Genomic DNA, 14,449 nt, shown 5'->3' on the forward strand with positions numbered 1-14,449 from the left:
GGTGGTCGCGCGCCGTTTTGGAAACGTGCTGCCACGGTGTCAAAATCGGAAGACCGGGCCGCGGCTGCCATCGCAGGCGCGGCCCGGCCAACCGTCAGATCAAGGCTTCCAAAGTGGAACGTCGGACGGAGACATGCCCCATGACGGCAGCAAATAGGCTGCTTCCAGCTTCTTCAGGGTTCCGTCTTTTCCCATGTCGGCGATCAGCTGATCGATGACTTTCTTGTTTTCCGTGCCCTTCGGATAAATACCGGCGGTTTCGCCGCTGGATTCATACTTGCCGACCACTGCCAGCTTGCCGTTGGAATTCTTCACCTGACCGAGAATGATCGACAGATCGGTCATCACGGCATTGACCTTGCCAGCGGCAAGCGCGGTGAACATCGACGCGGTGTCGTCGAAGACATCGAGGCTTGCAACTTTCAGCGTTTCCTGCGCGAAAGGAACCAGCGTCGTGCCAGCCTGCGTGCCGACCTTCACCGTCTTCATTTCAGCTTCCGTCACCGGCTTGTCGGCGCGGGCCGCTACACCATAATCGGAGTTCATGTAAGGCGTGGAGAAATCAACGACCTTCTTGCGCGGTTCGGTGACGGAGATCAGCGCCAGCGCGATGTCATAATCCTTGTTCTGGCCTGCAACGATGGAGTCAAACGAGGCGTTGACCAGCTTTACTTTCTCAAGGCCAAGGCGATGCGCAATATTAACGGCCATGCAGAATTCATAGCCGTCCTTGATCGTGTCCGGCGTATCGCCATTGAACTGGCCGATGGCAGGCAGGTTGATGATGACGGTGAACTGACCGGGCACAGCCGGGGTGATCGATGCCGATCCCTTATCTCCGATCAGCGGGCAATCGCCGTAACCTTCGGTGGCGGCAGACGCACTGCTTACTCCTGCCGCTGTGGCGACGCTTGCGAACAATGCGCCATAAGCTGCTGACTTAAATAGGTTTTTTATTGTCATATTCCCCTCTTGCTTTCTTTTGGGTTAGAGAACGGCTTCTGCACCCGTGCGGGCCAGATCCATGTAGATTTCCTGCAGACGACGCGTATGCGGACCCGGCTTGCCATCGCCGATGGTGTGGTCCTGAATGCCGATAATCGGCGTCACGAAGCTCGATGCGCTCGTGAGAAAGGCCTCTTTGGCGGCCTTGGCTTCATCGACCGTGAACAGCCGCTCCTCGATGGTGAGGTTCTGTTCTTCGGCGATTTTCAGAACGGCCCGGCGCGTGCAGCCGGGCAGGATGGAATGCGAATTGGGACGGGTCACCAGCACATTGTCATGCGAAATGATGAAGGCGGTCGATGAAGCGCCTTCGGTGACAAAGCCGTCTTCAACCAGCCAGACTTCATGAAAGCCTTTGCTCTTGGCCTGTTTCTTGGCCATCACCTGCGCCAGCAGCATGACGGTCTTGATATCGCGGCGTGCCCAGCGCGTATCCGGTGTGACATCGACACGAACCCCATGCAGCACCGACGGTGCATTGGCCAGATTTTTGGCCTGCGTGAACATCACCAGATTGGGCTTGATATCGTCTGCATAGACAAAATCGCGATCAGCTTCGCCACGCGTCACCTGCATATAGACCACGCCTTCGCGCAGCGTGTTGCGGCGGATGAGTTCAATCTGCGCCTTGCGAATATCGTCAAGCGAGACGGGCAGGGCGATGTCGATTTCTTTGACCGAGCGTTCCAGCCGGGCGAGATGAAGATCATTATCGACCAGACGTCCATCGATCACAGCGCTCACTTCGTAGATTCCGTCGCCAAACAGAAAGCCGCGATCAAAAACCGAAACCTTTGCGTCGCTTTCGTCGACGAAGGCTCCGTTCACATAAATTACTCTGGCCAAAATACGTCCTCGGCATCTGCATTTCTCGATTGAAAGGACGGTAGGAAAAAAGAATTTGGCTGGCCAATGCTATGTTTTGCAATCACTATGCAGAAATTGCATAAGGGGAAGAGAGTAGGGGAATAAGGGAGTAAGGGAATAGGTGGATAGCTGTTGTTATCGCCTGTCCGAGACGCAAACATACTGCCTTACTGCCCTATTCCCTTACTCCCTTATTCCCCTACTCCCCTAAGGAGCGCCTATGGAACTGAAATGGCTGGAAGACTTCATCGCGCTTGCGTCAACGTCGAGCTTCTCCCGGGCGGCAGAGGCGCGCCATGTGACGCAGTCGGCCTTTTCGCGGCGGATCAAGCAGCTTGAGGTCTGGCTGGGGGTAACGCTCGTCAATCGCGCCACCTTTCCGGCTCAGTTGACCCATGAAGGGAAGACCTTTCTTCACGTCGCGGAAGATGCGGTCCGGCAGTTTTACGCCACGCGCAGAAGCCTTCAGCCAAGCCGGCAAGGACAAAACCCTGCGCTGAAATTTTCTGCCTTGCATACTTTGACCGTCACGTTCTTTCCGCAATGGCTGAAGGGGATTGATGCGACCATCGGCAATATTCATTCGCATCTGGCGCCGGATCGCGGCGGGTTTGAAGACAATATCGCGACCCTGACCGAAGGCGAAGTCGATTTCTTTCTGACTTATGCGCATCCGTCAGTGCCGATCCTGATCGACAGGGAACGGTTTCCGTCGATCATTCTGGGCACAGAAAGGCTGATCCCGGTGTCGTTGCCGTCCGGGGAAGGGCCTGTGCTGGATCGCGCTATCGAGACCGGCGCGCCACTGCCCTATCTCAGCTATGGCGACTTTTCATTCTTCGGCGCGGCTCTGGCGCAGAAATTTGCGTCCGGTCCAAGTTTTGCGCGCAAGGTCGTGCATGAGAACACCATGTCTATCGGTCTCAAAGCGATGGTTCAGGCCGGGTGGGGCATGGCATGGCTGCCGGAAAGTCTGGTTCTAGAAGAAATCCGTCGTGGCGATATGGTGCCCGCTTCGGTCGATCCCTATTGGGATCTGACGACGGAAATTCGCATCTTCCGCCACGATGCACCGCTTTCGACACGTGCTGAAAGCCTGTGGGCTTTTTTGCAGGCAAAAGACGGTGCAGTTTCAGAAAACAGCGATTGACAGGACGGCATGCGCAGCGCTGTAAATGCTCGCACTTTATTCGGCCGGAGAGGGACGTAGACGGCATGAAGATCACCATCGAACAATCGCTCGATCAGGCGGGGACGGGCGCATTCCAACGAGGCTTGCTCGGGGTTTTCGGCCTCGTCTGGGCAGCGGACGCGATGCAGGTTCTGGCTGTCGGCTTCACAGCAGCGTCCATTGCAAAAACATTCGGGCTGACCGTGCCGCAGGCATTGCAAACCGGAACGCTTTTCTTCTTCGGCATGTTGGTCGGTGCAGCCGTGTTCGGCAGACTCGCCGATAAATATGGCCGTCGCCGTGTGCTGCTGATCACCGTCGCGTGCGATGCCGTGTTTGGTCTGCTGTCAGCCTTCGCACCTGGTTTCGAAGTTCTGCTTGCACTGCGTTTCCTGACCGGCGTGGCCGTCGGTGGAACGCTGCCTGTCGATTATGCCATGATGGCTGAGTTTTTGCCCTCCAGGAACCGTGGTCGCTGGCTGGTCATGCTGGAAGGTTTCTGGGCCGTGGGCACCGTGGTGATCGCGCTAGCCGCATGGGCCGCGAGCCTTGCCGGTGTCGAGGATGCATGGCGCTATATTTTCGTCGTCACCGCAGCGCCTGCGCTTATCGGTATCTGGCTGCGCCTCTGGGTGCCGGAATCACCAATGCATCTTTTGAAATCCGGTCGCGCGGATGAAGCAAAATCGGTGATGAACCGCGTGTTGCGCCGCAACGGAAAGCCGGAACTGCCGCCGAAGGCGCGGCTTGAAGCCCCGCTTCTCGTGACGGATGAACGGCTTTTGTCGCCAAAGCTTCGCCAGCGCACGCTCGCAACGCTCGCGATCTGGTTTCTCGTTTCCGTGTCCTATTACGGCATTTTCACCTGGATACCGGCCAAGCTCGCCGGTGACGGCTTCGGCTTCGTGCGCGGTTACGGCTTTCTGGTCGTGGTGGCGCTGGCGCAATTGCCGGGCTATGCACTCGCCGCTTACGGCGTCGAAACATGGGGCCGTCGCAAGACGCTGATCAGCTTCCTGTTAATCAGCGCTGCGGCCTGTGCCTTGTTCACGATTGCCGATAGTTCGGCTGTAGTCGGCGCATCGATCCTGATCATGAGCTTCGCGCTGCTCGGCACATGGGGCGCGCTCTATGCCTTCACGCCGGAGCTTTATCCGACAGCCCTGCGCGCCAGCGGCATGGGCGCGGCAGGTGCCATGGCGCGTCTTGGTGGCCTTTTGGCGCCGTCGGCTTTGGCCATCGTCATCAGCCAGAGCTTCAACGTGGCTGTCGCAATGTTTGCTGGCCTTCTGGCGCTCGCAGGTGTGATTGCGTTCCTGATCAATGTCGAAACGCGCCAGCAGGCTTTGAACTAGGCGTTTAAAACGCTTTTCGGAAAGTCAGATTGAGGCGAACACGACCAACCTTGTCGTGTTCGCCATCTTTCAGCGCCAATATGCCATGGTGATAAAGGCGTGACGGGCCACCCCAGACAACCACATCGCCATGGTGCAAGGGGTATTTGGTGATCGGGTCGTTGCGTTTAAGACCGCCAAACTGGAAGGTAGCGGGAAGACCAAGCGAAACCGATACAATCGGATTGGCGAAATCACGCTCGTCCTTGTCCTGATGCAAGGACAGCTTTGCGCCGGGCTCGTAACGGTTGATCAGGCAGGCATCGGGCGAAAAATCGGGATATCCGGCCTGTCGGGCGGCATTTTCAGCGAGAGACCGAAGGGCGTCCGGCATGGCTGGCCATGGCTTCCCGGTTTCAGGGTCATTGGCGCTATATCCATAGCCAGTTTTGTCGGTTACCCAGCCCGCTTGCCCGCAATTGGTCATGGCGACCGACATGCGATAGCCACCGGGCGTCACCATATGCCGAAATGGCGCGGCGGCGCTGACATCCGCGACTGATTTCAAAATCGCTTCTTCCTCCGGCAATGCGAAGCCGTGCAGAAGTACTGCGCCGGGCGCAAGAATCTCCACGGGTTCAAGCTGATCAAACAAATCTCTCATAAGGCTTTTTAGCATAGGCCGCTGCTGAAACGTCCCGAAATCTGCTTTCTAATTGAAGACCCCTGTCGGGGTCCTCTGGTTGTTATGAAGTGAGATTACCAGTTTACCTTGAAACCGAGCGTTCCCTTGAGGCTATAATTATCGCCGAAATCCTCGAAGCTGGTCTTGACCATGCCTTCGCCGAACAGCGCATATTTGCCATCGGCCCAGGCATAGGTTCCACCGGCGCCGATACCGCCCCAGGTTTTGTCGTTTTCGCTTTTGAAATCAACACCACCCGCTCTGATCTTATAGTCGTTCATGAACTCCTGATAGAGATTGGCGGCGACATAGAGTTTGGTCTGGGTCAGCCTGTTATTTTCGTCATGCCATGCATTATGGTATTCCGCCGCCAGCCCAATGCGGGCATTGAGGCTGTCGCCGTTACGCAGATCGAGAGGTACGCCCGCGACATCGTGGAAACTGTCGAAATCCACCGAAGACCAGACAAGCTGCGCCTGCGGTGTGATCGACCAATGTTCGTTGACTTCGATACGTCGTCCACCTTCAAGGCTGAGACCATAGCCAAAGCCCTTATTGCCATCGGCCAATGACTTTTTAAGTGTATCGGACACGAGCTTGCTGTCATACCAGGTCAACTGGAGCTGTCCATCGAGATAATAGCCATTATTGCCATACCAGGTGAGTGCGCCGCCTAATCCCCAGCCGTCGGTGTCGATGGTGCCATCGCCACTAAACGACGAGATATCACTGCTGGCTTTGCCATATTGCGCCGTCAGACTGCCGATCAGGCGACCGGATTCGCTCTCGTGAAACATCGCGTCGATACCGGCCTGCATGACGAATACGCCGATATCCTGCGTCACATCGGCGGTGGAGCCGCCCGCCGCAAATTTGCTGTGGGTTCCTTCGATACGGCCCCAGACGCCATATTTGTCGATGGCGATATCCGGACCTGCCGTCGCATGGCCGTCCTTGATATCCTCACTCGGCAATATATCACCGGTCCAGTATCGATTGCCGACGCGCTGCTGCAAACTTGGCATCTGGTTCAACGCCTGCATATTGCGGGCATAGCCTTCATAGATCGGCATGGACGGATTGTAGCGCTTTTCGCCATTGGCGGATGTATTGCGGAGATAAAATCCGCCGTCACCAGTCAGCGCCACGCTGTTCGCGGTTGCCGCAGAAGCAGCGGGTTCTGACGCCGCAGGCGAGGGGGCTTCGGTCGGCTGGTCAGGTGTTGCGGTGATTTCGTAGGCATAGACGCCGCTGACAACCGCCGCTTCGCCGTCTTCCGTCGTATAATCGCCTGCGAGCGCGAATGTACCCGCCGGATTGCCTGCAACCTCGATGATCTTGGTATCATCGGCAATCTGCTGGCTGGACTGGCCATAGGAAACAAGGCGAAGCTGGCTGTTGCCGGAACTGTCGCCAGCTATGACCAGACGGCTGGTCTCTCTATTATCGGCACCGATACCGGTGGCAATCTCGACCGTGCCGCCTTTGCCGATGTAATCGCCTTTGACGGTCAGTGTGCCGACACCATTATCACCGGGAGCGACAACACCGCCGGTTTCGTTGGTCACGGATTGGACGCTGCCGATGCCGCTTAGTCGCCCGGCTCTTGCAACCCGGACGGATGTGTAGTTGTCGCCGTCGAAGATCAGCGTTCCGCCGACGACTGCGGAATCGCCGGTAAAGCTATTATCACCGGTGAGCCGCAGAATGCCTGCGCCACGTTTTGTCAGACCGCCGATGCCGGAGATGGGATTGGACCACGTTGAAGAATAGCCCTGCGTATCGACGTCGAAACCTTCGGCATGGCGGAATTTCATCGGCCCGTTGATCGCAGCGCCAAGGTTCAGGAGGCCTTGGCCGTAGATTTCGGTCGGGCCGATATTGGTGGCGGTGGTCAGCAGGGTTTCAATGGTCTGCCGCGCATTCATATAGGGAAAGGCTTGACGCACAACGGCGGCGGCACCGGCCACATGCGGCGTCGCCATGGATGTGCCCTGCATGTAGGAATAACCGCCACCGGGATAGGTCGAGTAAACAGCGCCGCCCGTATCACCGCCTGGGGCCGCCATGCACCATTCTGCCGCAATACCGCAGCGATTGCTGTAGCTCGCAATTTGCCGGTTTGGACCAACGGAAACAACGGCAATGATCGAGCCTCTCAAATCCGAAAAGTCGAGATTGGCGACGGCAGGATCATTCGGTGCCAAAAGGCGGAATGTGTTGGGATTGTTCATGTCGAGATCGCGGCGGCGACCATCGACAAATTTATATTTGCCGAGCGCGGTATTTTGGGGTGTGATTGCAGGAAACAGGGCGCTGCCGCTCGGCTGCGCTGACGAATATGGCTGAACCTTGTAATTATTGCCGGCAGCGAAGACCATGACGATATCGGCTTTGGCGGCGACTTTCAGTGCCTCGTAATCATTACGAAGATAGTTGCCATACAGAATCGGCTGATAGCTCAACCGTTGATAATTGCGATTGTTGTAAGGGGTAGGAAACGCATAGGGGCCATAGCTGCCGTTCAGCACCTTCACCCCTGTCGTTGATGCATAGCGCAGTGCCCTGTTGATCGCGTCATATTGCCGGTCCGGCACGATGGCCCGCAAGGCGAGGATTTGTGCATCATAGGCAACGCCATGCATGCCGGTTCCATTGCGGGCTGCGGCGATGGTGCCGCTGACATGGGTTCCGTGCCCGATGGGCGTCCCGTTTCGCTGAAGGTCCCGAACATCCCGCTCGTGCATGAAAGTGCCGAAGTTTCTCGACCAGGGATGCACTTTCCCGGCAAATTCCGGATGGTAGATATCAATGCCAGTGTCGAGCACGGCGACCGTGATGCCTTTTCCTGTAAAACCGCGTCGGTATGCGGGGATGGGGTTGATCATGGGGAGGCCCCAGCTTGCCAGATATTCCGCGTCGGACGTGAATGCTCGAGATGGTTCGGCCTGTTGCGCGTTGGAATAAGAAGGAAACAGATAAATAGTCGCAGCTAATAATCGAACAATTCGACGAGAACTTCGCATATATCTCTCCCGGTTTAGGTGAAATTATTTCAGATTTCATTCCTTATTTTATTGAGAATAATTTCATTCCAAATACTTAGGCTTGCAATATTTCTGCAATAATATAAGGAATATGACAGTTTGTTCATTTTAATATTTATTTTACAACGCCTATTAGTTGCCTTTGTTTTATTGATACCTATTTTGAAATTACAGCCGGACACATCGTTTCTTCGCAGTTCTAAACCGGGCAATAAAAAACGGGGCCGAAGCCCCGTTTTCATCGTCTGTATTGCAAAATATCGGTTGCGTTAGCTTGCCGAACCGAAACGTTCCTCGCTGAGCGCTGCCGCCATCAGCGTCTTGGTATAGTCTTCACGAGGATGATCGAAGATTTGTTCGGTGTCGCCTTGTTCAACGATCCTGCCATTGCGCATCACGATCACATAATCCGACACGGCGCGAACCACGGCCATATCATGGCTGATGAATAGATAGGAAAGGCCGTGGTCCTTTTGCAGATCACGCAGCAGTGCCACGATCTGCTTCTGCACCGAGCGGTCGAGCGCGCTTGTGGGCTCGTCCAGAACGATGACGCGTGGTTTCAAGATCATCGTGCGGGCAATCGCGATACGCTGGCGCTGTCCGCCTGAAAATTCATGCGGGTAGCGATTGCGCATGGCGGGGTCCAGCCCGACTTCTTTCAGCGCTTCCTGCGCCCGACGGTCACGCTCCCTGGCTGAAAGCTGTGGCTCGTGGATCAGCAGCCCTTCGGTGATGATGCGCCCCACCGTCATGCGCGGGCTGAGCGAACCAAACGGGTCCTGAAAGACCAGTTGCAGTTCCCGGCGTTTCGGGCGCATGGCTTGCGGGTCGCGCGGCAATTCCTTGCCGAGATAGGCGATGCGGCCCTCGGAATCGAGAAGCCGCAGGATAGCACGGCCGAGCGTGGATTTGCCCGAACCGGACTCGCCAACGATGCCAATGGTCTGACCTTCCTTGAGCGTGAGCGAGACATTGTTAACGGCGGTCATGTAATTGGCAGCGCCGAGCCAAGGTTTGTGGATCAGGAAGTTGACCTTGACATTATCGGCGCGGACCAAGACAGGCGCTTCATCCGGCGGTGGCAGCTTTTCGCCTTCCGGTTCGGCATCAAGCAACATCCGGGTGTACGCGTGCTGCGGCCCGGTAAAAAGCGCCTCCGTTTGGTTGGTCTCGACCACCTCGCCGGAGCGCATCACATAAACCCGGTCGGCAAAGCGGCGTACGATGCCGAGGTCATGGGTGATGAACACAACCGCCATGCCAAGGCGCTGTTGCAGATCGGCCAGGAGATCGAGTATCTGCGCCTGAATGGTGACATCGAGCGCCGTGGTCGGCTCATCGGCAATCAGAATATCGGGCTCGTTGGCGAGCGCCATGGCGATCATCACGCGCTGACGCTGGCCGCCCGACAGTTCGTAAGGATAGCTGTCGAAGCGGCGTTCCGGCTCCGGAATGCCAACGAGTTTCAGCAGTTCCAGAATGCGCGGGCGCGCCTGTTTCTTGCTCATGCCGCGGTGATAGCGCAACGGTTCGGCAAGCTGGTCGCCGATGCGATAGAGCGGATCGAGCGAAGTCATCGGCTCCTGAAAGATCATGGTGATCTTGGCGCCGCGAATGTTGTTCAGCGCCTTGTCGGACATGCCGATCAGGTCTTGACCGCGATAGAGCGCCTGTCCTGTTGCCTTGCCGTTGCGCGCCAACAGCCCCATCAGCGCCATTGTTGTCTGGCTTTTGCCGGAACCCGATTCCCCCACAATAGCCACCGTTTCCCCGGCCTTGACGTCGAGGTCGATACCACGCACTGCCGGAACCGGGCCATCATGGGTGTCGAAGGTCACGCGCAGATCGCGAACGCTCAGAATGGTTTCCTTCGTCATCTCAGCGGTCCTTCGGGTCAAGACTGTCACGCAGGCCGTCGCCCAAAAAGTTCAGCGCAAACAGAATGATGGTCAATGTTGCTGCGGGCCAGATCAATTGCCAGCTTGCACCGCGCATGTTTTGGGCACCTTCCGAGATCAGCAAGCCGAGCGAGGTGAGGGGGTCTTGCACACCAAGGCCGAGGAAGGAGAGCAGGCTTTCCAGCAGAATGGCTTTCGGCACAAGCAATGTGACGAAGACGATCACCGGGCCCAGCGCGTTGGGAATGATATGCCGCGTGATGACCCCGCGCCGTGTAGCGCCGAGCGCTTCCGCCGCCTGTACAAATTCCTGCCGCTTGAGGCTTAATGTCTGGCCGCGCACGATGCGTGCCATATCCAGCCATTCTGTCGCGCCGATGGCAATGAAGATGATGAATATTGACCGCCCGAAGAAGACGAGCATCAGGATCACAAAGAAGATAAACGGCAGCGAATAAAGGATATCGACAACACGCATCATGACATTGTCGATGCGCCCGCCGAGATAGCCGGAAATCGCACCGAAGGAGACGCCCAGCACCAGCGACATGGCCGAGGCTAGCAGGCCGATGGCCAGCGACATGCGCACGCCGATGAAGATGCGCGTCATCAGATCGCGACCGAGATTATCCGTGCCAAGCAGGAAATAATTTCGGCTTACGTTGAGCGTCAGCTTGCCGCTCAGGCCGTCGGCGGCCAGTTCCACCTTCGGATTGCTGAACAGATCGGAGCGCTGGAAATAACGCAGAACACGGTCGTCGGTTGGGCGTTGCGCCGTAAAGTCGACAATGATGTTGTTGCCGGTCAGTTCCGGTTCGGCGGAGGCCTTCAATCGCGCGCGGGCGAGTTCGCGTTCAAGGCCGGGCAGGATCGTATCCGCGCGCGGATAGGCTTCGAGGCTTGGCGCAACACGCACGAACTGCGGATAAATCTTGTCATAAGGATGCGGGCTCAGCATCGGCCCGAAAATGCCCGCAAGAGCCAAGACGGCAAGCACGATAGCGCTGGCGACGGCGGCCTTGTTCCTGCGCAGGCGCAGCCATGCATCCTGCCAGAGCGAGCGGCTTGGCATGCTCAATTCGGCGGTTTCCGTTGGTACGGTCAGATCAGTCATAGCGAACCCTCGGATCAAGCCATGCATAGAGAAGATCGACAATCAGATTGAACACCACGACGAAGATCGAGATCACCACAACCGTGCCCATGACGAGCGTGTAATCACGGCTGAGCGCGCCCTGCACGAAATAGCGTCCGATGCCCGGAATGCCGAAAATCGTCTCGACCACAACCGAACCTGTGAGGAGGGCGGCGGCAGTCGGCCCAAGATAGGAAACGGCGGGCAGCATAGCAGCACGCAAAGCATGAACGCCAACCACAACACGGGTCGGCAAGCCATAGGCGCGGGCGGTGCGCACATGATTGGCGCGCAACGCTTCAATGGTTGCGCCACGCACCAGACGGGCAATAACCCCCACTTGCGGCAGAGCAAGCGTCAGCACCGGCAATATCCAGTAGGTGACATTGGCCGATGACCAACCGCCTGCCGGAACCCAGCCCAGAATGACGCCGAAGAGCAGGCTGAGAAGGGGGGCTACAACAAAATTGGGCGTTGTGATGCCGAAGGTCGCCAGAGCCACCACGAAATAATCGACGGCGGAATTCTGCTTCAGCGCGGCAAGCGTGCCGAGAAAAGTGCCGATGATCGCCGCCAGCGTCAGGCCCAAAGTGCCAAGCATGATCGACACCGGCAAACCTGACGCGAACAGGTCATTCACGGAAAAATCGCGCCGCGTAAAGCTCGGGCCGAGATCGCCCTGCAAGAGATTACCAAGATAAATCAGATACTGCTGCCAGAGCGGCGCGTCCATATTATAGGCGCGCTTGAGGTTTTCGAGGATCAGCGGATCAATCGGGCGCTCAAGGTCGAATGGGCCGCCCGGCGCGAGCCGAATCAGAAAAAATGTCAGCGTGACGATAATGAAGACCGTGGGTATCGCACTACCCAATCGTCGGAGCGTATAGCCCAGCATGTCGTTGTCCCTTCTTTGCCGGATGGTCAAAAACCTGTCCGGCAAATCCCACTAAGGGCTTTAGATTATTGTTGTTCTGGTATTTTGTCTGCTTTCGCCCATCGTAAGGCGAAAACGGAAACGCTGGCGGGAGAGGGGTATCTCGTCCCTTTTCCGTCAAAAAATAGGGCCGCGCCACCAAGCGCAGCCCTGTCTGAAATTACTGTTTGAGGGAAAGCCAGCGGGTCTTGTGGCTATCCATAAGATTGTCGTTCCATCCGGCGACCTTGTCCGAAACGAGCGCGCGCGAGGAGTAATAGAGGATCGGAATATTGCCCACTTCATCAAGCTGGATTTTTTCGGCTTCGCCCAGCACCTTGGCGCGTTCACCGAGATCGGTGGTCTTTTCCGCCTTGGCCATCAGCGCGTCATAGTCGGCGTTCTTCCACTTGGAATAGTTGAAGCTGACATTGCCCTGGCTGATGAACAGGAAGTTCTGCGGGTCGTTGTAATCGCCGATCCAGCCAGCACGCGCGATATCAAACGGGCCGTCATCGCGCATGAAATTGAAATAAGTTGCGCCTTCGGTCTCGTTGAGCGAGGCCTTCACGCCAATATTGCCCAGCATGTCGGCAATGGCCGCCATGGTGTTCTTGTTGTTCTCGGACGTGTTGTAAAGCAACTCGATGGAGAGCGTATTTGGCTCTACGCCGGCTTCTTTCAGAAGCTCCTTGGCCTTGTCCTCACGCTCCAGCATGTCGTCGGAATAATCGAGCTTCGGCGCGTCTTTCAGGTAATTGGCGATACCGGGCGGCACCATGGAATAGCCGGGCAGCATCGTTCCCTGCCAGACCTGATCGGCCAGAAATTCACGGTCGATGGCCAGCGAGATCGCCTGACGCACTTTGACGTCCTTCAGCTTGCTGTCCGCCGATTTGCCTTTGACCGGCAGATAATAGACGCCGAGATAAGGCGCCATGCGGAATTCCTTGGCGAGATTTTTCTTCACATAATCCATCTGCTCGGCGGGAACGTCGGAACAGATTTGCACTTCCTTGGCCTCGAAGCGGCGCATACAGCTGGCGCGGTCTTCAAAGGGAATCCAGTTCACCGTATCGATCTTCACCTGATCCGCTTCATAATAATACGGGTTCTTCTTCATGACGATCTTGTCGTTCGGCGTGAAGCTCTCAAGCATATAGGCGCCGTTGGTCACCATCTTGCCGGGCGTGGTGAACTTGTCGCCATTGGCCTCAACGCTTTTCTGATTCATCGGAAAGCCGGTTTGGTGTGTCAGAAGCTCGAGAAAATACGGAGCAGGGGCGTTCAACGTGATCTTCAGCGTATGGTCGTCGAGAGCTTCAACGCCAAGCTGGTCGACAGGCTTTTTACCGCCTGCAATATCTTCTGCGTTCTTGATGACAAACAGCATGCTGGCATAACCGGCAGCTGTCTTCGGGTCCATCAGACGACGGAACGTGAACTGAAAATCACCTGCGGTGACCGGATCGCCATTCGACCATTTCGCATTGTCACGCAGATGGAAGGTGTAGACCGTGCCGTCTTCGGAAACATCCCAGGACTTGGCGACGCCGGGAATTGCCTTGCCGTCAGCATCCTGAATGGTCAGACCGTCATAGAGATCGCGCAGCACGTTACCCTCGGCAACACTGGAGGTGCGGTGATGGTCGAGAGTGGCCGGATCTGTGTCATTACCGCGATTGAGTACGGTTTCGGCAGATGCCGCACCTGCCAGTGCCAGAAGACATACGCCTGTCAGTAGAAATTTCCGATACATTTAAGAACCCCTCTTTTGAAATTTATGAAATGTCCTGCATCTTATGGATAAGCGGACCACATGCAAGCGAACTTAGCAACACATTGAATCAATACAAATAATCAAAAAATTGGGAGCGATTTTTGTGGGCGAAAACGGGTACGGAAAAACGAATTTCCGTACAATTTTGCCACTCTATTTTACATCAGATTCTGGCAAAAATCTCCGTAATTTCTAGGGTTTGAGGCTTCCGTTTGTCAGTTGAAGGGACAGAAATTCAAACTCGATTCGGATGAATTTTCACTCGGGGGTTGGCTGGGGATAACGTTCAACCGCAAGGCTGCAACTTGATTATCTGGGTGAATCTATAGGCCGGACGACAAGCCAGAATGTTTGCATTTCGAAAATTACCGCCCCCAACACCAAAAATAATGCACGGTCGGGTTTTGCTGTTGTGTCGCAAACTTATGGATACTTATGTTCCATAACATAGCTTATGCAATTAAGCGTGGCAGTTGGGGGCAGCCTAAAGCGTGTCGCATTTATTCGGCCTCATACCCAGCAGCCTTAAAGAAGTTCTGGCATTCATTGATGGAGAAGAGACTGATGATATCGCCAAGTGCTTTTGAGATGGCGTCGAAGCTGCGTGCTGC

At 56.1% G+C, this 14,449-nt stretch carries 10 protein-coding genes; 2 read left to right on the forward strand and 8 right to left on the reverse strand.

The window, feature by feature from the left end; genetic code table 11:
* Positions 1 to 99 precede the first annotated feature (99 nt).
* Together ABWW11_RS24770 and ABWW11_RS24775 are read right to left on the reverse strand one after the other, a co-directional pair.
* Positions 100 to 963 carry an ABC transporter substrate-binding protein gene (locus ABWW11_RS24770; protein ID WP_109367393.1) on the reverse strand — a complete coding sequence of 288 codons (864 nt, stop codon included), beginning with the start codon at positions 961 to 963 and terminating at the stop codon, positions 100 to 102.
* Positions 964 to 987: 24 nt separating this feature from the next.
* Positions 988 to 1,851, reverse strand: coding sequence for a D-amino-acid transaminase (locus ABWW11_RS24775; RefSeq protein ID WP_109367392.1), 864 nt, complete (start codon positions 1,849 to 1,851; stop codon positions 988 to 990).
* A gap of 241 nt (positions 1,852 to 2,092) precedes the next feature.
* On the opposite strand from ABWW11_RS24775, the gene ABWW11_RS24780 reads away from it, so the two are divergent.
* Both ABWW11_RS24780 and ABWW11_RS24785 read left to right on the forward strand, forming a co-directional pair.
* Positions 2,093 to 3,022: a LysR family transcriptional regulator gene (locus ABWW11_RS24780; RefSeq protein WP_109367391.1), complete on the forward strand. Its 930-nt coding sequence runs from the start codon at positions 2,093 to 2,095 to the stop codon at positions 3,020 to 3,022.
* 65 nt (positions 3,023 to 3,087) lie between these two features.
* Positions 3,088 to 4,398, forward strand: coding sequence for an MFS transporter (locus tag ABWW11_RS24785; protein WP_109367390.1), 1,311 nt, complete (start codon positions 3,088 to 3,090; stop codon positions 4,396 to 4,398).
* 4 nt (positions 4,399 to 4,402) lie between these two features.
* On the opposite strand, the gene alkB is transcribed toward ABWW11_RS24785, so the two are convergent.
* The 6 genes from alkB to ABWW11_RS24815 all read right to left on the reverse strand — a co-directional run bounded on the left by alkB (position 4,403) and on the right by ABWW11_RS24815 (position 13,817).
* Positions 4,403 to 5,041, reverse strand: coding sequence for a DNA oxidative demethylase AlkB (alkB, locus tag ABWW11_RS24790; protein WP_109367389.1), 639 nt, complete (start codon positions 5,039 to 5,041; stop codon positions 4,403 to 4,405).
* A gap of 95 nt (positions 5,042 to 5,136) precedes the next feature.
* A complete protein-coding gene (locus ABWW11_RS24795; protein ID WP_181376033.1) occupies positions 5,137 to 7,950 on the reverse strand; it encodes an autotransporter outer membrane beta-barrel domain-containing protein in 2,814 nt (937 codons plus the stop codon).
* A 428-nt stretch (positions 7,951 to 8,378) separates the two neighbouring features.
* On the reverse strand, positions 8,379 to 9,989 hold the full coding sequence (locus ABWW11_RS24800) for an ABC transporter ATP-binding protein (protein WP_109367387.1): 1,611 nt from the start codon (positions 9,987 to 9,989) through the stop codon (positions 8,379 to 8,381).
* A 1-nt stretch (position 9,990) separates the two neighbouring features.
* Positions 9,991 to 11,124, reverse strand: a complete 1,134-nt coding sequence (locus tag ABWW11_RS24805; protein WP_109367386.1) for an ABC transporter permease — start codon at positions 11,122 to 11,124, stop codon at positions 9,991 to 9,993.
* Positions 11,117 to 12,040, reverse strand: coding sequence for an ABC transporter permease (locus ABWW11_RS24810; RefSeq protein WP_109367385.1), 924 nt, complete (start codon positions 12,038 to 12,040; stop codon positions 11,117 to 11,119). Before ABWW11_RS24810 ends, ABWW11_RS24805 begins: the two co-directional genes overlap by 8 nt.
* Positions 12,041 to 12,239: 199 nt before the next feature.
* Complete coding sequence (locus tag ABWW11_RS24815) at positions 12,240 to 13,817, reverse strand: peptide ABC transporter substrate-binding protein (protein ID WP_109367384.1); 1,578 nt, start codon at positions 13,815 to 13,817, stop codon at positions 12,240 to 12,242.
* Between the last annotated feature and the right edge of the window lie 632 nt (positions 13,818 to 14,449).

The organism is Brucella sp. NBRC 113783 (genome assembly GCF_040372265.1).
Taxonomy (GTDB): domain Bacteria; phylum Pseudomonadota; class Alphaproteobacteria; order Rhizobiales; family Rhizobiaceae; genus Brucella; species Brucella teleogrylli.